This is a genomic window from Vibrio zhanjiangensis, from assembly GCF_030161235.1.
Taxonomy (GTDB): domain Bacteria; phylum Pseudomonadota; class Gammaproteobacteria; order Enterobacterales; family Vibrionaceae; genus Vibrio; species Vibrio zhanjiangensis.
Genome location: NZ_BSPW01000004.1, coordinates 37,107 through 56,956, shown reverse-complemented (window position 1 = coordinate 56,956; position 19,850 = coordinate 37,107). Strand labels below are relative to the sequence as shown.

23 protein-coding genes are annotated in these 19,850 nt (G+C 44.8%); 6 read left to right on the top strand and 17 right to left on the bottom strand.

Annotated elements, in window-relative coordinates:
* Positions 1-135: 135 nt before the first annotated feature.
* Positions 136-1,143 (top strand): TIGR03842 family LLM class F420-dependent oxidoreductase, encoded by a 1,008-nt coding sequence (locus QQK21_RS01010; protein WP_284190341.1) that lies wholly within the window; start codon positions 136-138, stop codon positions 1,141-1,143.
* 76 nt (positions 1,144-1,219) lie between these two features.
* Here the strand turns inward: QQK21_RS01010 and bcp are convergent, their stop codons facing one another.
* Both bcp and QQK21_RS01000 read right to left on the bottom strand, forming a co-directional pair.
* A complete protein-coding gene (gene bcp, locus QQK21_RS01005) occupies positions 1,220-1,687 on the bottom strand; it encodes a thioredoxin-dependent thiol peroxidase (protein WP_284190340.1) in 468 nt (155 codons plus the stop codon).
* 11 nt (positions 1,688-1,698) lie between these two features.
* A complete protein-coding gene (locus QQK21_RS01000) occupies positions 1,699-2,241 on the bottom strand; it encodes a glycine cleavage system transcriptional repressor (RefSeq protein WP_284190339.1) in 543 nt (180 codons plus the stop codon).
* Between the two features lie 234 nt (positions 2,242-2,475).
* Here QQK21_RS01000 and dapA point away from each other — a divergent pair, with 234 nt between their 5' ends.
* Together dapA and bamC are read left to right on the top strand one after the other, a co-directional pair.
* Positions 2,476-3,354: a 4-hydroxy-tetrahydrodipicolinate synthase gene (gene dapA / locus QQK21_RS00995; protein ID WP_284190338.1), complete on the top strand. Its 879-nt coding sequence runs from the start codon at positions 2,476-2,478 to the stop codon at positions 3,352-3,354.
* Positions 3,355-3,406: 52 nt separating this feature from the next.
* Positions 3,407-4,432, top strand: a complete 1,026-nt coding sequence (bamC, locus tag QQK21_RS00990; RefSeq protein WP_284190337.1) for an outer membrane protein assembly factor BamC — start codon at positions 3,407-3,409, stop codon at positions 4,430-4,432.
* A 60-nt stretch (positions 4,433-4,492) separates the two neighbouring features.
* On the opposite strand, the gene QQK21_RS00985 is transcribed toward bamC, so the two are convergent.
* Both QQK21_RS00985 and rnt read right to left on the bottom strand, forming a co-directional pair.
* On the bottom strand, positions 4,493-5,818 hold the full coding sequence (locus QQK21_RS00985) for a Na+/H+ antiporter family protein (RefSeq protein WP_284190336.1): 1,326 nt from the start codon (positions 5,816-5,818) through the stop codon (positions 4,493-4,495).
* 26 nt (positions 5,819-5,844) lie between these two features.
* A complete protein-coding gene (rnt, locus tag QQK21_RS00980) occupies positions 5,845-6,504 on the bottom strand; it encodes a ribonuclease T (RefSeq protein ID WP_284190335.1) in 660 nt (219 codons plus the stop codon).
* Positions 6,505-6,738: 234 nt separating this feature from the next.
* Here rnt and motY point away from each other — a divergent pair, with 234 nt between their 5' ends.
* Positions 6,739-7,584 carry a flagellar protein MotY gene (gene motY, locus QQK21_RS00975; RefSeq protein WP_431313092.1) on the top strand — a complete coding sequence of 282 codons (846 nt, stop codon included), beginning with the start codon at positions 6,739-6,741 and terminating at the stop codon, positions 7,582-7,584.
* Between the two features lie 57 nt (positions 7,585-7,641).
* Here motY and gloA read toward each other — a convergent pair whose 3' ends face one another.
* Positions 7,642-8,058: a lactoylglutathione lyase gene (gene gloA, locus QQK21_RS00970; protein WP_284190333.1), complete on the bottom strand. Its 417-nt coding sequence runs from the start codon at positions 8,056-8,058 to the stop codon at positions 7,642-7,644.
* A 392-nt stretch (positions 8,059-8,450) separates the two neighbouring features.
* Positions 8,451-9,932, bottom strand: coding sequence for an aerolysin family beta-barrel pore-forming toxin (locus QQK21_RS00965; protein WP_284190332.1), 1,482 nt, complete (start codon positions 9,930-9,932; stop codon positions 8,451-8,453).
* 187 nt (positions 9,933-10,119) lie between these two features.
* On the opposite strand from QQK21_RS00965, the gene QQK21_RS00960 reads away from it, so the two are divergent.
* On the top strand, positions 10,120-10,281 hold the full coding sequence (locus QQK21_RS00960; protein WP_284190331.1) for a hypothetical protein: 162 nt from the start codon (positions 10,120-10,122) through the stop codon (positions 10,279-10,281).
* 94 nt (positions 10,282-10,375) lie between these two features.
* Here the strand turns inward: QQK21_RS00960 and nth are convergent, their stop codons facing one another.
* The 11 genes from nth to flgA all read right to left on the bottom strand — a co-directional run bounded on the left by nth (position 10,376) and on the right by flgA (position 19,341).
* Positions 10,376-11,011, bottom strand: a complete 636-nt coding sequence (nth, locus tag QQK21_RS00955) for an endonuclease III (protein WP_284190330.1) — start codon at positions 11,009-11,011, stop codon at positions 10,376-10,378.
* A 33-nt stretch (positions 11,012-11,044) separates the two neighbouring features.
* On the bottom strand, positions 11,045-11,737 hold the full coding sequence (locus QQK21_RS00950) for an electron transport complex subunit E (RefSeq protein WP_284190329.1): 693 nt from the start codon (positions 11,735-11,737) through the stop codon (positions 11,045-11,047).
* A gap of 1 nt (position 11,738) precedes the next feature.
* Positions 11,739-12,365 (bottom strand): electron transport complex subunit RsxG, encoded by a 627-nt coding sequence (gene rsxG / locus QQK21_RS00945; RefSeq protein WP_284190328.1) that lies wholly within the window; start codon positions 12,363-12,365, stop codon positions 11,739-11,741.
* 8 nt (positions 12,366-12,373) lie between these two features.
* On the bottom strand, positions 12,374-13,420 hold the full coding sequence (gene rsxD, locus QQK21_RS00940; RefSeq protein WP_284190327.1) for an electron transport complex subunit RsxD: 1,047 nt from the start codon (positions 13,418-13,420) through the stop codon (positions 12,374-12,376).
* Complete coding sequence (rsxC, locus tag QQK21_RS00935; RefSeq protein WP_284190326.1) at positions 13,420-15,603, bottom strand: electron transport complex subunit RsxC; 2,184 nt, start codon at positions 15,601-15,603, stop codon at positions 13,420-13,422. Before rsxC ends, rsxD begins: the two co-directional genes overlap by 1 nt.
* A gap of 8 nt (positions 15,604-15,611) precedes the next feature.
* Positions 15,612-16,196 carry an electron transport complex subunit RsxB gene (gene rsxB, locus QQK21_RS00930; RefSeq protein WP_284190325.1) on the bottom strand — a complete coding sequence of 195 codons (585 nt, stop codon included), beginning with the start codon at positions 16,194-16,196 and terminating at the stop codon, positions 15,612-15,614.
* On the bottom strand, positions 16,196-16,777 hold the full coding sequence (gene rsxA / locus QQK21_RS00925; RefSeq protein WP_284190344.1) for an electron transport complex subunit RsxA: 582 nt from the start codon (positions 16,775-16,777) through the stop codon (positions 16,196-16,198). Before rsxA ends, rsxB begins: the two co-directional genes overlap by 1 nt.
* 254 nt (positions 16,778-17,031) lie before the next feature.
* Positions 17,032-17,712: a lytic transglycosylase domain-containing protein gene (locus QQK21_RS00920; protein WP_284190324.1), complete on the bottom strand. Its 681-nt coding sequence runs from the start codon at positions 17,710-17,712 to the stop codon at positions 17,032-17,034.
* A gap of 10 nt (positions 17,713-17,722) precedes the next feature.
* Complete coding sequence (flgN, locus tag QQK21_RS00915; RefSeq protein ID WP_284190323.1) at positions 17,723-18,163, bottom strand: flagellar protein FlgN; 441 nt, start codon at positions 18,161-18,163, stop codon at positions 17,723-17,725.
* Between the two features lie 20 nt (positions 18,164-18,183).
* A complete protein-coding gene (flgM, locus tag QQK21_RS00910) occupies positions 18,184-18,465 on the bottom strand; it encodes a flagellar biosynthesis anti-sigma factor FlgM (RefSeq protein WP_284190322.1) in 282 nt (93 codons plus the stop codon).
* A 147-nt stretch (positions 18,466-18,612) separates the two neighbouring features.
* Positions 18,613-19,341: a flagellar basal body P-ring formation chaperone FlgA gene (gene flgA / locus QQK21_RS00905; RefSeq protein WP_284190321.1), complete on the bottom strand. Its 729-nt coding sequence runs from the start codon at positions 19,339-19,341 to the stop codon at positions 18,613-18,615.
* 145 nt (positions 19,342-19,486) lie between these two features.
* On the opposite strand from flgA, the gene flgB reads away from it, so the two are divergent.
* Positions 19,487-19,849 (top strand): flagellar basal body rod protein FlgB, encoded by a 363-nt coding sequence (gene flgB, locus QQK21_RS00900; RefSeq protein ID WP_284190320.1) that lies wholly within the window; start codon positions 19,487-19,489, stop codon positions 19,847-19,849.
* Position 19,850 lies beyond the last annotated feature (1 nt).

The following is a 19,850-nucleotide window of genomic DNA, read 5'->3' as shown; positions in this document are numbered from 1 at the left end:
AATGTAAGGATACGACAGAGTCGAATGGTATTTATCCCGTCAAGATCCCTCAGTAATGACAAAGTGCCCTTTACTCATGCTGGCGTAATGATTGCGCCGCCTGTTCATTAATTTGATCATAGATGGAAACAGAAGATGGAATTTGGAATTACCTTTAAAGGCTTTGTCAGCCCAAATCGTGCGCGAAATTTGGTTCGTCAAGCGGAGGAGGCAGGCTTTAGCTACTGCTGGTTTTATGATTCACACATACTGTGGCGTGAGTCTTTTGTGGCGATGGCTATGTGTATGGAGCACACCAAAACCATGCGTTTTGGCCCATGCGTGACCAACCCCAATATTCGAGATTGGTCTTTAGCCGCGAGCTTGTACGGAAGTTTAGCGCTGCAAAGTGAAGGGCGTTTTGATCTTGGCTTAGGACGTGGTGACTCCTCGATGCGCGTTATGGGCAAAAAGCCAGCGCCGTTAGCTCGCTTAGTGGAATTTACCCATAAAGTAAAAGCCATGGTCAAAGGGGAAAAGTCAGTAAGCTATGATGAATGCGCTTCGGAAGTAAAATTCCCTTGGGCGGTCGGTTACGATCTACCGGTATGGATTGCTGCCTACGGGCCAAAGGCACTGGCGACAGCAGGTGAGCATGGCGATGGTTTAATCCTTCAGCTTGCGGAGCCAAGTTTAGTGAAATGGTTTACGGACCAAACGCTAGAAGCTGGAAAGAAAGCAGGCAAGGACATGAGTCACTTTAAAGTTCAGGCCGCGGCTCCCGCTTACTTTGGCGACAGACAAGAGTGTTTGGATAAAACGCGCTGGTTCCCGGCTATGGTAGGAAATCACGTTGCTGATATTGTAGAGCAGTATGGCACTGATTCAGGGTTAGTTCCCAAGAGTCTGACTGACTACATAGAAAAGCGTAAAGGTTACGATTACTCTAAACACGGGCAAAGCGACAATCCTTATCTGGAGTTTATCTCCGATGACATTATCGAAAGCTTCTCTGTACTGGGCACCCCAGATGACCATATCGCTAAAATTAAGCAGCTTGAAGAAGTGGGCGTCACTCAGTTTAATATCTATCTGGATAACGGTGACGAAGAGAACATCATTGCCCAATATGGCCAGCATATTATTCCAGAATTTAGTCAGTGATTACTGGACTTTTAGGCCTTTATTTATGATACAAAACAGCCAGTGATAGTGACTGGCTGTTTTAGTAAAATGGGCATTACTTGCTGTTTAGGTAGTCCAACACCACTTCATGGTGGTCTTTGGTCTTGAACTTATTAAACACATGCTCAATGATACCTTCTTCGTTAATCAGGAAGCTGATGCGATGCAGGCCATCAAATGTTTTACCCATAAATTTTTTCTCACCCCAGACACCGAATTGTTCAGCCACTGCATGATCTTCATCCGAGAGTAGAGTGAAGTTGAGGTTGTCCCGTTCGATAAATTTACCCAGACGTTTGACGGGATCGATACTGACTCCGAGTACCACGACATTATGCTTATCTAATTCTGCTTTTACGTCACGTAAACCTTGTGCTTGAACTGTGCACCCTGGAGTCATTGCTTTTGGATAGAAATAAAACAGTACCTTTTTACCTGCAAAGTCACTGAGTGAAACTGTTTTATCATCTTGATCTTGCAGTGAAAAAGCAGGGGCCTTAGCGCCAGCAGTTAGCGTGTTCATTGATTTTCCTTCTATTGACTGTTTTTGATGAAATTGAGTGAGCCCAGCACATCAAGGCTTGCGCATAACTTTTCAAACTCTTCGCTTAATTGCATTAAGTTATAGTGGGCATCGACTTTTGCAGTGATAGCAATATGAAATTGGTTGTTTTCAGATTGGGTCTTATCTTTAGGTATGGTTTGCGCGCTCAATGACGAAAGTCCTATACTCCTATCGGCAAAAAACTGAGTGAATTTCTCCGTGATACCGACTTTATCATCTGACTCTACGAAGACTTCTACATGATAAGAGCTATCCATCTGAGTATGCTCAGAAGTACGTTTCATTATCGTAATCAGATCAAGCTCTTGACCCAGTAATGGCAGCCTTGTCTCTACACGAGTAATGTTGGCGTTATTGCCAGAAACAAGCATAATCAAGGTGAATTCATTGCCAAAAAGAGCGATGCGACTACCAACAATATTACATCCAGACGTTGTGACCAGTTGTACAACGTGGTTACATACCCCTGGTCGATCTGTGCCTACCGCTGTTATCACAAGATGTTGAGTCATAATATCACTAATGAGTTATTGTTATGATTGTTAATCAAATAGCTTAGCATAGTTATACTAGAGAAAAATGTGATTTATGACCTTGGTCTGACACCGATTGCGAGCTTAATTTGGCAAAGTTCTAACATCTGGTAAATATTCATTCAAATAGGTGATTTAAGCGGCTTTAATCCCTTGTGTTTCTTAATCGCCTTACAGTAACATGCAATCAGTATCTATATTCGGGAGAAAGACATGTTTTCGGGAAGTATTGTAGCGCTAATTACCCCCTTTACCCATGATGGCGAAGTTGACTATGTTAGCCTGAAGAAATTGGTCGATTTTCACGTTCAAGCAGGCTCAACAGGCATAGTTGCTGTTGGCACAACAGGAGAATCGGCAACCTTAACCGTTGAAGAGCATGTCAAGGTTGTGAGTAAGACAGTAGAGTTTGCCGATGGGCGCATACCTGTCATTGCCGGAACAGGCGCGAATGCGACACATGAGTCGGTCACGTTCAGTAGGCTACTTAACAATTCAGGTATTTCAGGTTGCTTAAGTGTCACACCCTATTACAACAAACCAACTCAGGAAGGCTTGTATCAACACTATAAAGCCATTGCAGAAGAAAGTGATGTCCCTCAAATTCTGTATAATGTCCCTGGTCGAACGGCGGTTGACTTGCTGCCTGAAACGGTGGCTCGTTTGGCTGAAATTGAAAACATCGTAGCACTTAAAGATGCCACAGGTGATTTAAGCCGAATTGACATTCATCGTGAACTTTGTGGCAAAGATTTTATCTTACTAAGTGGTGATGATTCGACAGGCTTGGAGTTTGTTAAGCGTGGTGGTCAGGGTGTGATCTCTGTAACGAACAATATTGCTGCAGCGGATATGGCAACAATGATGAAACTTGCGCTTGAAGGTAACTTCGAGGAGGCTGAAGCGATTAACCAACGCTTGATGACTTTGCATAAAAACTTGTTTGTTGAGTCTAGTCCGATTCCAGTGAAATGGGCGGCACATAAAATGGGCTTGATAGAATGTGGTGATTTACGCTTGCCGTTAACCGAATTATCGGAATCAGCTCGCCCAATAGTGATGCAAGCCATGGCAGATGCGCGTATCGACTAAATTAATATGAATTGCCGAAGATTGCTTCGGCATTTACTTATCAGGAGTTTCAATGAAATTGTCTCATCAGCTAGTCGTGAGTTCGCTAGCTGTTTTTGTTTTGAGTGCTTGCTCTGGCAGTGCGACTCAGCGCCGTCAAGCTAAAGATGACTTTGACTACCTAAATACTCAGCCATTGACTGAATGGAAAGAAGTGACCGGTGCGGAAATCCGAACTTACCCTAACTATCAAATACCATCGGGAGAATTTTCCGGTGGCATAGGTAAAGATGTTGATATCAGGCCTCCTCAGCAGGTACTTGAGCTGATCCCAGGAGCTCGCACTGAACGCCATGCAGGTGAGGTAATACTCTGGTTGCTCAAAAAAGACGAGCAGGATAAGGTCTGGCAAACAGTTCAAACTATGCTGAAAGAACGTAAAGTCGCTATCCGTGAGCAAAGTGATGATCGTATCGAAACTGATTGGGTCACATGGGTTTCTGAAGATGAAGATGGAGAAATTGGTTCACGCTATGAAATCACAAAGATGGCGGCCAATAACCGCTATGGTTTTAAGATTTCTCTGATTGATTGGCGTGAAGCGGGAAAAAGCAAACCGGTCTCTTTGACGAACAAAGAGCGCTACAACGTCTTAATGACCAATTTGGTGACGGCTCGTTACGATCTTGAAGCTCGTCAAGAAGCAGAGCGTCGAGCAGAGGCATTGGTTAAGAATATTCCAATTACTATGGGTACGGATCGCAGTGGGTTCCCTGTGATCATTGCGCGATCCCCATACAATGTACTTTGGTCTCGTTTGCCTAAGCTATTGCCAGCAATGGGTTTTACTATCGAGGATAGAAATCAGTCTCAAGGCACAGTAAAAGCAAAATATGCTGAGCCCAATGATGAGTTCTGGACTCAAATTGGTGTTAAGCCAATCAACTTGCCGGCGGGCAAATATACTTTCCTATTTGGGGATTTAGGTAACCGTACATCGATCAATGTAACGAATTCTGCGGGTAAACCAGTAGAAGAGAAATTGTTGAAAGATATGGTTCCTGTCTTGTCAGCCGTTGCGGATAAGCACACTGACTAACAATACCGAGTGCTGAGAATGAAAAAAGCTGACTTAGGGTCAGCTTTTTTATTGTTTAGGTTAGAGAACCATTGCGGCAATCCAGCCAAATACGATGAGAGGGATATTGTAGTGAATAAAGGTAGGCACTACGGTTTCCCAAATATGCTCATGTTGACCATCCGCATTTAGACCTGACGTTGGGCCTAAGGTTGAATCTGAAGCGGGCGAGCCTGCGTCCCCCAAGGCTGCGGCTGTTCCAACCAATGCTATCGTCGCCATTGGTGAGAAGCCAAAAGCAATTGATAATGGTACATAGATAGTTGCAATAATAGGAATGGTTGAGAAAGACGATCCAATCCCCATGGTCACAAGAAGACCGACAACTAACATGAGTAACGCAGCCAAAGGTTTATTGTTGCCAATGCTGGTAGATAGGGCTTCAACTAAAGATTCGACACCACCAGTTTGCTTCATTACGGCGGCAAACCCGGCAGCGGCAATCATAATAAAACCAATCATTGCCATCATGTGCACACCTTTAGTGAACACGTCATGGGTCTCTTTCCATGCAATGACACCACCAAAAGTAAAGACCATAAAGCCAGCTAATGCGCCGATAATCATGGAACCCGTGGTCAACTGAACAGAAAGCGCCGCCAAAATGCCAGCAGCAGCAATCAGGATGTTTTTCTTATTGATTGACGTTGTCTTTTCTTCAACATGAGTTAACTCCGTCTCTTGGTAGTGGCGAGGGCGGCGGTAACTAAAGAAAATAGCGACTAATAGACCAAAGATCATGCCTGCTGCAGGAAGTAACATTGCGACGGGTACTTGGCTTGCGGTCACTGAATCAAGGCCGTTATCATGGAGGTTTTTGAGCAAGATGTTGTTTAAGAAGATGCCGCCAAATCCAACCGGAAGTACCATGTAAGGAGTGACTAGACCGAAGGTTAAGATACAGGCAATCATCCGACGGTCAAGTTTGAGCTTGGCAAAGACACCAAGTAATGGCGGAATTAGAATCGGAATAAATGCAATATGGACAGGAATAACGTTTTGTGAGGACATAGTAACAAGTACTAGTGCTACTAGGACGGCGTATTTTAGTCCAGTCGACGCGGCACCGTTTTCTCTACCATGTATGCGTTTAATCACACTATTGGCCAATAAATCGGTGATACCCGATTTAGAGATGGCAACGGCAAAGGTGCCCAGCATCGCGTAGCTAAGCGCTATGGTTGCACCACCGCCTAGGCCGCTTTCAAAAGCAGCGACGGTGTCATTTAAGCCCATGCCTGCGACCAGCCCACCAACAATGGCACTAAATGTCAGGGCAACCACGACATTTACGCGCATCAGTGCTAGAAGCAGCATGATACATACAGAAATTACTACAGGATTCATAGTTTACTCGTTTGTTGTGTTTACTTTTATTTATCGTTTTCAGCAACGTCGTCTGCAATCGGCCAGCCGCCAAGTGCTTTCCATTTATTGACGATGCCGCAAAATAACTCTGCTGTTTTTTGTGTGTCATATAGCGCAGAGTGGGCTTCTCTATTGTCAAAATCCATACCTGCGACTTTGCACGCTCTGGCTAAAACGGTCTGGCCATAGGCAAGTCCGCTTAGAGTGGCGGTATCAAAAGTGGCAAAGGGATGAAAAGGGACACGTTTAAGCTTGCTACGCTCGCTGGCAGCCATAACGAAATTGTGGTCAAAAGTGGCATTATGGGCAACCATGATCGCACGGTTACAGTCTGCTGCTTTCTGCTCTTTGCGTACAAGCTTGTATATTTCTTTGAGTGCTTCGGATTCAGGTACGGCGCCTCTTAAAGGACTATATGGATCGTGAATACCGTTAAAATCGAGCGCTTCTTTCTCTATATTTGCCCCTTCAAAGGGTTCAACATGGAAATGTATGGTCGATGCAGGTTTGAGATCACCCTTTTCATCCATGGCTAGAGTGACGGCGCAAATCTCCAACATGGCATCTGTTTGGGCGTTAAATCCGGCGGTTTCAACGTCTATCACAACGGGAAAGTACCCGCGAAAGCGTTTTTTAAGCGTCAATGCTTGGTTTTCTGCACTCATGTTGGCCTAATATTATGTGACAAAGTCGGCATTATTACAGATTCTTGAGATAAGAAAAACCTCATAATCACTCATGAGCTTGGTCGATTCGATTAAATGTTGCCATATATATTTTGGCGAGAATTTTGCATTGTTTCTGCTGTAGTTGTATTGGCGGCAATAACAGGCCGTATTATGTAAGAGAGTTACTGAGCGATGAAGAAACGGTTAGCCACTAACTTAGCAGTTTTAGCGATGACCTCTATTGCCACATCGGTGTTGGCAATGGATGTACATTATGTTGCTAGGCCTGAACAGTCGAAGTGGCAAATGATTACCAACACTCCACTTGAATGCCGTATGGTACACCCAATTCCAAACTACGGAGATGCGGTTTTTTCTTCTCATGCCAGTAAGAAAATTAATCTTGATTTTGAGTTAAAGATGAAGCGCCCTATGGGTAAAACTCGTGATGTTTCTTTGGTCTCTCAGCCTCCAGCTTGGCGGCCCGGTGATAGGGGAGAGCGCATTACCAACATTCAGTTTTTCCAACAGTTTGATGGCTTTGTTGATGGTCAGACAGCATGGAGTCTTTTGACTGAATTGGAAAAAGGGCGCTACCCTACTTTTAGCTATCAAGAATGGCAAAGTCGCGATCAACGAATTGAAGTTGCTCTGTCATCGGTTTTGTTTCAAAACTCCTACAATGCGTTTAGTGAATGTATCGCCAACTTGTTGCCGTATAGCTTTGAAGATATTGCCTTCACCATCTTGCACTATGATCGTTCGAGTGTTGAGCTAAGCAAGGCATCACAAAAGAGATTGGCTCAGATCGCTGAATACATAAAGCACAATCAGGACATCGATTTGGTTTTGGTGTCGACCTATACCGGAAATGAAGACAGCAAAAGTGTCAGTCAAAATTTGTCTGAGCAACGAGCAGAAGTACTGCAAAGGTATTTCCAGTCTTTAGGGTTACCTGAAGATAGGATTCAAGTGCAAGGGTACGGTCGACGTCGCCCTGTAGCCGATAACAACTCACCGCTTGGAAAAGATAAAAACCGCAGAGTAGTAATATCTTTGGGTAGAACACAGGTCTAGTAGCGACTCTACAGATGAGGAAAAGGCAGCGATGGCTGCCTTTTTTAATTGCGCTAGTTATCCAGCCAAACCAGCAGAGGCTTGTTTGTTTTGGATAAGCTCTAACATGTAGCCGTCAGGATCTTTGACAAAGGCAATATGTGTTGAGCCACCTTTTACAGGCCCAGGTTCACGGGTAACATTACCACCAGCCGCTTTGATAGTGTCACAGGTGGTATAGATATCATCAACGCCAATAGCAATATGACCAAATGCAGAACCTAGATCATATTCAGTGGTTCCCCAATTGTAAGTTAGCTCAATGACGGCACCCTCAGATTCATCACCAAAACCTAGAAATGCAAGTGTGTATTCGTATTGCTTGTTTTCATTTGTACGCAGAAGTGTCATGCCCATCACTTTGGTGTAAAACTCAATTGATCTCTCTAGGTCACCAACACGTAGCATGGTGTGTAAAATACGTCCGTTTGACATTGTTATCTTCTCCTAACTTAACTCATGGATAAACCTTGTCTTCAAATTCCGCTTCTAAATTAAATGGGCGAAATTTCAATCTAAATAATGTCTTATTATCAACTACTTTTAAGGAAGTCTTTTCATTGGTGAGCCAAAGTACCGTGTCGCGCCATTTTGCCTCGGTAGTCAGCGCAGTAACAAAGTTGCTTGGGAATGATGATAAGACAGAATCGATTTACGCGTTAGTATGCTCGATAGCTAGCGCTTAATGATGTCAAAAGACAAAGTGTATTGAGTTTAACTGTATTTGCAACAGAATCAAATGAACAGAGCAGCAATGCTGCTCTGTTAGAGGTTACAACTTCCAGTGATACTGAAGGGTAGGTTTTGTGTTTCGGAGTACGGGCAAATTATTTAGCCGGTGTAATGGTCAGCTGAGCATCACCAAAACCAAGAGCCTCAAGTTCTTGCGCATCAAAGTTGGTGGTGACTTCTATGTCACCAATTTGCTCAGTAACCAAGGCTTCCGCAGAGCGCTTGACGCGGCTACTTATCGGTGTGGCTTGACCAATCTCTATGGTGCCAGCAAATTGCGATTCTGCGTAGAAATCACCGGAAACATGAGAATAAAACGGACGTAGGCTTGCTCCTGTTGCGTATTGCATGTTGCCTAAACCATTTTCATTAATGGCCCAGCTCCAATCCCACCATTTCACTTCACCAGGAATATAGCGGTGATCCCATTGATAACGGATATCGGCTTTGTTCTCACTAGCACGCCCCATCGTAAAAGTGTGTTCTAAGTATGGACGGTTGTCTGGGTGAGAATTCCAAGCGTTGCCACTCCAGCGCAAGAAGCCATTATAGGTGACGTCATAGCTAATATCTGCGCCAAATCGGTATGGATAAGAAATGCTAGAACGGTAAAGCTCGACACGAATTGGAAGCTCAGAGTTGGCGGGCACCGTAGGTCTTGCCTGAAGCGTCACCTGCTCGCTAGTAGAGCCCCCATTAGTGTTGGCGAAACTCTGATTAGCTTCGAGCGTAATCGTCAGCTTGGTGTCACCGACTAAAGGCCACTTAAAGGTGTTTTCTGTCGATACCTTCTGAGCAAAACCATAGGTATTGGTTTTAGACCAATTGGTTGATTCGTCCACTTTCAGATCCACTACCACCTGCTGTGGGATGTCACTGTTGTTGCGAGCAACCGCTGTCACGGTTTTTACTAACTGACGATCAGATTCGGTGACATTGCCGTGCCAGAAATCGCTGTCGTTAAGGGTATAGGCAAAATTATCGACAGTGATCTTGGTTTTCTCATCGCATCTATAGCCGTCGCATGATCCGCCATTATTACCTTGAATCACCCAGCTGTCACCTTGACGTCTAACATCCATATCTTCGCCGACATATGGGCTATTGTTGCCGCCTACCCAAGCATAACCAAGGTAGTGCGCAAGGTAGCTCAAGGGACGAACAAAGTTAGAGTGATTGGTGACCAGAGCATACTGAATGTCGACTTCATCACCTTCTGGAATGGATTTCGAGGAGTAGGTTGGAATTTCAGACAAAGCATCGTTGGGGTAACACCAAGTGCTGTCATTGGGATTATCCTGCTTGATTTGGCCATGGTAGCCAGGCCCCATGATCACCCAATTATCTTTTAACCCAGAGATTTGCCACTGACCCATGCGAGAAACAATGTAGTCTTTTTGTTCAGATGCTTCATAGCGGTCTATCGGTCGATAGCCGGAACGACAGACATCTTCACCCAGTTGATCAAGCACTAACTGGTCAGGATAAATCTTAGCTTGTGCACTTGCTGACAGAATGGAAACAAGCACGGAAAGCGTGGATGGTATCAAAACTTTATAAGTATTAGATTTTCGCATAGATCACACTCCTACTGTTAATTGAGTCAATAGTGTTCACATAACTCTGCCCTCCCGTAAATAACAAAATTAACAATAATGGAGCAATGTATCATTTATGTTAAAAATGATTAAATATTGTGTGATATGTAAAAAATGTAAATGCAGCGTTTAAAAACTTTGTTCCAGCGCTTACGTGCGTTGCTATTTGAAAGATATAGAGCTAGGAAGGGGGGGCGGCGTCATCGCGAAAGTGCAGCAAGTTAAGTTGCTGCGATTTGATATGTTGAGCGATGGTGATATTTTGCGTGTCAACGAGCAGCGTCGCAGCCAATTAACTTGGCTACGCTATGCCTTGACTGAATTGTAAAGTTCCTGTTTCACCTTAATAGGTAAGCAATTTGCGTTGTTGAGAAGGCGAACGAATTTACGGCATTAATTAACGCCATGATGAAAGTCAGGCTTTACAGGTCTTGTTTGCCATCAAATTCGCATAAGTCCTCGATAATGCAGCTGCCACAGCGGGGTTTTCTCGCTACGCAAGTGTAGCGGCCGTGAAGGATTAACCAATGATGCACATCAAGTTTAAACTCTTTGGGTACCACTTTAAGCAGTTTTTCTTCCACTTGGTCAACGTTCTTCCCTATGGCAAACTTGGTCCGATTTGATACGCGGAAAATATGGGTATCGACTGCAATAGTCGGCCAGCCAAACGCCGTATTTAGAACAACATTGGCGGTTTTTCGCCCGACGCCGGGCAAAGCTTCAAGAGCCGCTCTGTCTTCAGGCACTTCACCATTGTGTTTGTCCAGCAGGATGCGACATGTTTTGATTACGTTTTCAGCCTTTGAATTAAACAAACCTATGGTTTTTATGTAGTGCTTCACGCCGTCTACGCCCAAATCAAATAAACCTTGTGGGGTATTGGCGACAGGGTAAAGTTTATCGGTCGCTTTGTTGACGCTGACATCGGTTGCTTGTGCTGAGAGGAGTACGGCAATAAGAAGCTCAAATGGTGTGCTCCAGTTTAGTTCAGTTTGCGGATTAGGGTTGTTTTCCCGCAAGCGCTCCAGTATTTGTAGTCGTTTTTGTTTATTCATTGCTATGATGTCTTCCAGTGGATCAACCAGAATTTATTGGTTGGTAACGCGAGCTCGTTCAATGGTTGGTTTTTGTGGTTTGGGCTGACGAGCCTTTTGTCGTGTATCAATGACGTTTTTTAGCGCGATGAGTAGTCCAACCCCGATAAAAGCACCAGGAGGCAGTAAGGCAAGCAAGAAACTGGTTTCGAATTGAAAAATTTCAATTCGCAATACGCTTGCCCAGCTTCCTAGTAGTAAGTCTGCACCATCAAATAAGGTACCCTTACCTATTATTTCACGCATTGCACCCAGAACAACAAGCACACTTGTCATACCTAGCCCCATCCAAAAGCCATCTTGGGCCGCAGGCAATACGTCATTTTTTGATGCGAAGGCTTCTGCTCGGCCAATGATAATGCAGTTGGTAACGATAAGGGGAATGAAGATACCAAGAGAAAGGAAAAGGCCGTAGGCGTAGGCGTTCATCAACAGCTGCACGCAAGTCACGAGTGCGGCAATGATCATAACAAAGATAGGAATGCGTACTTCGTTTGGTACGTATTCTCGAACTAGGGAGATGATAACATTCGAGCCGACCAAGACTAGCAAGGTTGCGATACCTAGACCCAGCGCATTAGTGATGGTAGACGACACCGCGAGTAAAGGACACAATCCAAGTAGCTGAACCAATGCTGGGTTGTTATCCCACATACCATTTTTGATTAGTGTTTTATGCTCGCTCATATTATTCTCCACAATTTCGTGGCTGGTTCTGAATCTCATCGCTATGGCTATTGACAAACTGAGCCGCTTTTTTAATCGCTTTTACTACTGCTCTCGGTGTGATCGTGGCTCCGGTAAATTGATCAAACTGCCCACCATCTTTGCGTACTTTCCACTGAGACTCACTATCTTGTGTGACTTTTTTACCGCTAAAGCTTAGGATCCAGTCTGTTATGCGTAAATCAATTTTGTCACCCAATCCCGGTGTTTCTTGATGATTTAGCACTCGCGTGCCGAGAATTGTACCATCGTGTTTCATGCCAATGATGATCTTAATTGCTCCATTATAGCCATCTGGCGCAATCGCCTCGATAGCAAGGGCCGTGGGCTGACCATCTTTACTTGCCAGATAAACGGGCATATCAGAGTCGGTACCTAAATCAGGGTGATTGACTAAAGTGCACGATTGATAAAGGTTGTTGTCGTGCATGTTTTCAGGAATCACTTGATTGAGGACCGACAAGAGCTGAGCTTGTTCTTGTTGGCCGATTTGCTGCTTGGTTAAGTAGTGAGTAAGCGCGACCACACCTGTTGAGGCACAAGCAAACAGGGCGAGTATAGCTCCGTTTTTTCGAATAGCGTTTAACATCTTGCTCCTCAGTGTCCGTAAGTTCGTGGTTTGGTGTAATAGTCGATAAGTGGTACACACATATTGCCGAGTAATACAGCAAAGGCTACGCCATCAGGAAAACCGCCCCAAGTTCGAATGATAAAGACCATTGTTCCGATGAAAGCACCGAAAATTAGCCGTCCTTTGACTGTAGTGGAAGCTGAAACGGGGTCGGTTGCAATAAAAAATGCTCCCAGCATGGTTGCACCGGATAAGAGATGAAGGCTTGGTGAGGCTGTTTCACCGGGTGCAAATAAGCTAAATAAAGTACTGATAACCAGTAAGCTTACCAATAGGCTGACAGGTATATGCCAGTTGATAACTCTCAACTTGATTAACAATAATCCGCCAATCAGGTAGGCCAAGTTGACCCACTCCCATCCTATACCAGCTAAGCCGGTAAATTGAGGTTGAGAGAGAGCTTCAGAAGCCGTATTTCCTGAATGTAGGGCAGTTTTAAACGCATCGAGCGGTGTGGCCATCGTTAAGCCATCTATTCCTGTTCTTACCTGTTGAAGAGATAACCCATCAAGGTTGAATCCAGTAAAAATAAGCCAAAGTGCATCACCTAGCGATACACTTGAAGGTTGAAGCTCAGCAGGTGCAATCCAACTGGTCATTTGTACTGGGAAGGAGATCAGTAGCACGACATAGGCAACCATGGCAGGATTAAATAAGTTTTGGCCTATCCCCCCATAGAGGTGCTTAGCTACAAGGATCGCGAAGACAAGCCCTATGGCGATTAGCCACCAAGGAGACAGGGGAGGAATAGCGATGGCCAGCAGCCAAGCCGTGACGATAGCACTGTTGTCACGCAGAGCTGACATAGGTGGACGTCTGCGGACCATCATTGCACCAGCCTCAAGAGCTAAGCCTACTAGGATGGCAAAAATGAGTTGAATTAGAGTACCCCAGCCAAAGAAATATGTCTGAGCACATAAGCCCGGTAGGGCACACAAGGCCACCCATTTCATAAGATCAGGGGTGCTTCTTCGGCTATGGGCGTGGGGTGAGCTGGCAATAAAAAAGGCCACTACTCGTCCTCCTCAAGTTTATGGTTCTGTTGGTTTTGAGCTTTACGCGCTTTGGCTCTGGCAATCGCGGCAGCAACGGCGGCTTTTTTCGGATCGTCATCAACGGGCACAGGCTCTATGTCCGATTGCTCAGTGGTTTTTGCCTGTTCCGCTTTACGCGCTTTGGCTCTGGCAATCGCGGCAGCAACGGCGGCTTTTTTCGGATCGTCATCAGCGGGTGCAGGTTTTACCTCCGATTGCTCAGTGGTCTTGGCTTGTTCCGCTTTACGCGCTTTGGCTCTGGCAATCGCGGCAGCAACGGCGGCTTTTTTCGGATCGTCATCAGCAGGCACAGGTTCTATGTCCGATTGCTCAGTGGTCTTGGCTTGTTCCGCTTTACGCGCTTTGGCTCTGGCAATCGCGGCAGCAACGGCGGCTTTTTTCGGATCGTCATCAGCGGGTGCAGGTTTTACGTCCAATTGTTCAGCGAGATCGGACCTTTGGGCTTTTTTCTCGCGAGCAAGGCGTTTACGGTCTTCACGCAGCTTAATCATTTCTGAATTGTCGGGCTCAGATTGACCTGCTTCTTTTGCAGCTGCTTGTTTGGCTTTGGCTCTGGCAATCGCGGCAGCAACGGCTGGCTTGACAGTTGGCTCGTCTGATACTGACTCTGATTTTTGTGCTTTCACTCGGGCGATAGCGGCTGCGATTGTGTCTTTTCCATCAGAGTCTTTAATTTCTTTGCGTCTTTCTTGAGCGGCTTTCTTAAAGCGGTTTTCTCTATCAATTTTATCGCGTTCCAAGCGACCCTTTCTCTCTTCAAAGCGTATTTTTGCTCGTTCGGCGGCTTGCGCTTCTTCTTTTCTAGTGCGAATTTCGGCTTTGGATTGTCGATAATATTGCACCAAGGGAATCTCACTTGGACAGACAAAGGCACAAGCGCCACATTCGATACAATCCTTGAGGTTGAGATCTTCACACTTTTCGTATTCTTCTGCTTTAGAGTGCCAATAAAGTTGCTGAGGCAACAAGGAAGCTGGACAAACCTCAGCACATTGGCCACATCGAATACAGGACATTTCATTCTGTGTTGTTGAGATCTCTTTAACTGTCGGTGCAAGAATACAGTTGGTCGTTTTGGTAATAGGGACATTCGAATGAGGCAGAGTGAAGCCCATCATAGGACCGCCCATGATAAGGCGTGGGAGTTTTTTGTCAGCGGTATAGCCAAACTCGTCTAATAGAGCTTGTATTGGTGTGCCAATGAGTGCTCTGACATTTCTGGGTTGCTGAAATGTATTACCAGTCAGAGTAACAATACGATCAATGAGAGGTTCCCCGTCGCAGATGGCACGTTTGATAGCTTGAAGTGAGCCAACATTTTGCACTAAAAGGCCAATATCTGCTGGAATACCATTTTCGGGAACTTCTTTATTAGTGAGTAGCTTAATAAGCTGCCTTTCACCACCAGAAGGGTATTTAGTTGGTACGACACGAATGACGATATCTTTATGCTCACCAGCTTGTTCTAGCGCTTTGATGGCGGCTGGTTTATTGTCTTCAATTCCTATGATGGTGAGTTTAGGTTTTAGGATATGCTCAACAATCTCGATACCTTTGATCACTTCGTCTGCAAAGGTTTGCATCAGCATGTCATCAGCTGTGATATAAGGTTCGCACTCGGCTGCGTTGACGATGAATATTTCAGTACGTCCTAGTCCAGCCTGAACTTTCTTAGCGGTAGGAAAACCAGCCCCCCCCATCCCTGATATTCCTGCTTGACGTATGATCTCAATCAGTTCATCGGCTGTGTAGTCAGTAAATTCTTTTCTTGTTTCGCGTTCGATCCAAACATCTTGCCCGTCAGGTTCAATCACGATACACAGCTCTGATAATCCTGAAGGATGCGCTGTGGTGCGAGGCTCGATTGCGCAGATGATCCCTGAAGTTGGCGCATGAACTGGTAACATAAAGCTCGTATCATATCTGGTTAGAGCCTGACCTTTTAGTACCTTATCACCTTGACTGACAATGATCTGACCGGGTTTACCTATGTGCTGTTTGATAGGTAAGACGATTTCTCTTGGAATACTTGCTGATACAATGGATTCTGTTACTGATTGGGCTTTATTTTCCGGTGGATGTATTCCCCCAGGGAAATCCCATAGAGCACCCGATTTAATTTGTTCGATGAGTGACAGCATACCAGTCCTTAATTCACGCTATTCTGCGTTTTAGCAGAATGGGTAATATCGACAACAGGAATGGCGTTGAGTTGCCACTTCCAATTTGCTGTAGTGGTCTCTACAGGAATCATTTCAATACAATCTGTTGGACAGGGAGCAACGCAAAGATCGCATCCAGTACATTCCTCTTTGATGACAGTATGCAGCGCTTTTGTGCCGCCGACTATGGCATCGACAGGACACGCTTGGATACACTTAGTGCAGCCAATACACATATCTTCGTGGATAAAAGCGACAGTCTTAACATTGTTTTCCAGATCATGAGCAGAATCTGTGACTTCAACGCCCATTAAATCAGCCAATTTTTCAATGGTCGCTTGCCCACCCGGTGGACATTTGTTAATCGCGTCCCCACCGGCGATGGCTTCTGCGTATGGACGACAACCAGGATAACCACATTGACCACATTGAGTCTGAGGCAAAATGCTATCAATCTGATCGACAATGGGGTCGGCCTCGACTTTAAAGCGGATTGAAGCAAAGCCGAGCACGGCACCAAATACAGCGGCAAGTGCCGCAAGCGCTAAAATAGCAATCATGATCGCGCTCATTAGAGTTTTACCAACCCAGTGAAGCCCATAAATGCCAATGACATCAGGCCTGCGGTGATCATGGCAATGGATGCACCTTTAAACGGGGTGGGGACATCCGCGGCGTTAATGCGCTCGCGCATTGATGCAAACAGTATCAAAACCAAAGAAAACCCGACAGCGGCCCCAAAGCCATAAATGATTGATTCAATGAAATTATGATTTTCATTGATGTTAAGTAGGGCAACGCCAAGTACAGCGCAGTTAGTTGTGATAAGAGGCAAGAATATGCCAAGGAGCCGGTAGAGTGTGGGACTGGTTTTATGCACCACCATTTCAGTGAACTGTACCACCACGGCAATCACCAAGATGAAACTCATGGTACGAAGATACTCTATATCCAGAGGAACGAGGATATAGCTTTCAACGAGATACGAACACACTGAGGCCAAGGTTAGGACAAAGGTCGTCGCCAGTCCCATACCTATTGCTGTTTCCAGTTTTTTTGAGACGCCCATAAAAGGACACAATCCCAAAAACTTTACCAGTACAAAATTGTTAACCAGCACTGTGCCGACCAACAACAAAACATATTCGGTCATAGTTATGTATTTAAGAGATTCCGATCCCGATATTATCCAGCTTTGCTGAGTCAATAACAACCAACGAAAGCTAGGGTTTTGTATTGTTGAATAAAAATTATACGGGATCTTGTCACTTTTGGCGGTAATTTGCAGATGAACTGGTTCAAATAGCACTAAATACTCGACATTAAAGAACGAATTAATCTCAAAATGCTGTTTTTATAGCAGTAAGGAATATAAAAATAGCCACCAAAGACCAACGATTGCCTAGGTTAAAGTGTCACAAGCGGAGGAAGAGGGGAAAGGTTAATCAAAGGCAATGTATTATGCTGGCCAAATAAATAAAAGTGGTTGGTTTTTTTAACCCATTGTTCAATTGCTATCAGCTTTTTCAATGCATAAAACCGATGCACATATTGGCGCGTTTCAGCAGGTAAATGGAGTTTGTCAAATTCTCTGCTGCCCGCTTGGTTGATCGCGCGAGACACTCTTCCTTCGCCCGAGTTATAGGCGGCTAATGTAAGCGACAATTCACCAAATTTAGTGTACAAAAACTGCAGATAGAGAATGGCAGCATTTGTGCTTGCCTGAACATGGAATCGTTGGTCTTGCGAGTCAGAAACTTCAAGCCCAAAACGCTTGGCAGTGCTGGGCATTAGCTGCCATAGTCCCGCAGCATTGGCATGAGATATCGCTAAGGGGTCGTAAGAGGACTCCAACATGGGAATGAGAACAAACTCAATCGGTAGCGAGTGTGTGGTAAGCTGGCTCGCGATATCAGATATCAGGTTTTGGTTGCTGTTTAAACGTGATTCTATCTGACTTTTGTATGGCGATAAAATCTGCGATTGAATGGCAACATCTGATGCTTGCGGTGAGGCATGGACAGGATTCGCGTAACAACAACCTATGATCAGTAACTTAGCCAGTGATTGAATGCATTTTCGCGCCATGCTTGATGGATTATCCCGCAGGCTTTTCGGTATATGTATGTTGTTCAGAGCAGTTTAATGAACTGACAAGCTCATGAAAATTAGCCGTTGTTTGACCATTTTCTTGGTTTAGAGCTTGGCAGCATTTGACCAACTTTTCTAACTGAGACCAAAGATGACGAATTTTTTCACCCGCTGGTGGAGGAAGCGCTGAAAAGAGCCGCTCTATACCAATGTGATCTGCAGATAGTTTTAATCTTGCCATTATTTGACTGCGATGGTGCGCGTGTTGTTGCAACTGGTGAAGCAGAGGTTGCTGCCGAGCAATATTATGCTCAAGTTTGTCGACTTCAAAAGTAAAATACAGTGGTTTTTGCTGCTTTAGTAGCGTTTCTAGTTTTTGATATGACTGTATGTCTTGGACTAATGTATTGACGAAACTCTGAATTAAATGTGAAGTCTTGGATGACATTTGTCCTCTCCTCAGTCGTATTAATCGTGCCCAGTATGGAACTGAAGTACTGCTTTAGATAGAGCTTGAGTGTCAAGTGATAGTTCACCTTTTGCCAAAGCATCACGCACTTTGGCGACTTTTGCTAAGTCTACGTCAGATAGTCGCTGCATATCCGCTTGTGCTTGCTCAATCGCTGTAATATTGACCTCAACCTGAGCTAAGGGCGTTGATTTCACACTAACCGATACAGGTTTTTTTTGCGGCGCATGGTTTAAGCTACTTTGGGTGACGTGCCCACCTGCAACTTTATCGATTTTCATCAGTTAAGTCCTTATTTGTCATGGTTACAGGTACAGTGCGACCATAGTATGCCGCCGATTAAGTGTGATTAGCACTTTTTAGTTCTAACTGACTTAGGCTTGCTTTGGCGAGGTGAAAACAATAGAAATGATACCCTCAGCCCAAAATCAAAATTGAGTTTCTACTTGGTTCAGTCCTGTTACTACCGCTTTGATCTCTTTCCCCGAGGAGGTATTTTTAATCTCGATTTGTTGTCCTAAAGCTCCTTCCTCTAGTGCCACCCCTTGAGTGGTAGCAGCAAACCCGTTCTTTGAGGCTTTGATAACGACTTGATTTCCTTTTTCTACTAGTGGTGGTGATTCGAGCTGACGAGGATCGAGTATTTGGCTAGAACGAATGCGTCGTAACGTTTGTTTCCCTGTTGCTTGGGAGAGTTGGGTGAAAAATTCTTGATCTTTATTCAGTGTTCGCCATTCGAGTCTTAGATCATTCGCTGTAATGGTTTGTTGGCGGCGAATTCCCGTATTGGTTACGACTAATTTAAGGCTTAATTCGGCTTTGATAGTGACATTGATTCGCCAGTCGACCGAGGTAGACAAGCAGCTTACTGAACGTTTGAGCGTTCCTACAGGCAGCGTTTTACTGTCTGCTCCAGAAATGGTCAGGGTGTTAGGGCAAGGTGGTAAATGCTCAGCGGAGCTGGGTACTCGAATCTGAAAATCAAGTGTGTATTTTCCCCATTTGCGCGCGATGGCTTGGTTCTCGACCTGAGTTTGAAAGTCTTGCTCAACGGCCTGATAAATCGCCGAAGTTGGTGCATTTTCATTTGTTGAGGAGGCATTGAGTGACGGAGTAAAAATCAACATCACTGCATGTAACAAAGGGGAAATGTTCACTTTTCCCCTGCGTCTATAGCTTTCCGTGATCCGGAAGTGGCACTTCCTTTTTTCTTTATAAGTCATTGTTTTTATGTGTTTATTTTTATGGCACGTATTTTGTTTTAGTTAAGGTTATCTGAGCCGACAGCATAAGGAAACAGAAATGGCTATCTCATTTGACAATGCGTTAGGAGTTCATCCCGACGCTCTGAATTTTCGAGTTCAGCGTACCAAAGTACTGGCCAGCAACCTAGCAAATGTTGATACACCGGGATACTTGTCTCGTGATCTTAGCTTTACCACAGTGATGGATCGTATGTCATCACAAGGAGTCAGCAAGAGTAGCCCCAAGTTGCTGGTCTCTTCCATGTATTCAATACCATATCAGAACAGCAAAGATGGTAACACGGTGGAACTTGGCGTTGAGCAAGGAAAGTTTGCTCAAAACAACATGGATTTTCAAACTAGCCTGACTTTTCTGAACATGAAGTTTTCAGGGCTAGCTAAAGCGATTGAGGGACGTTAAC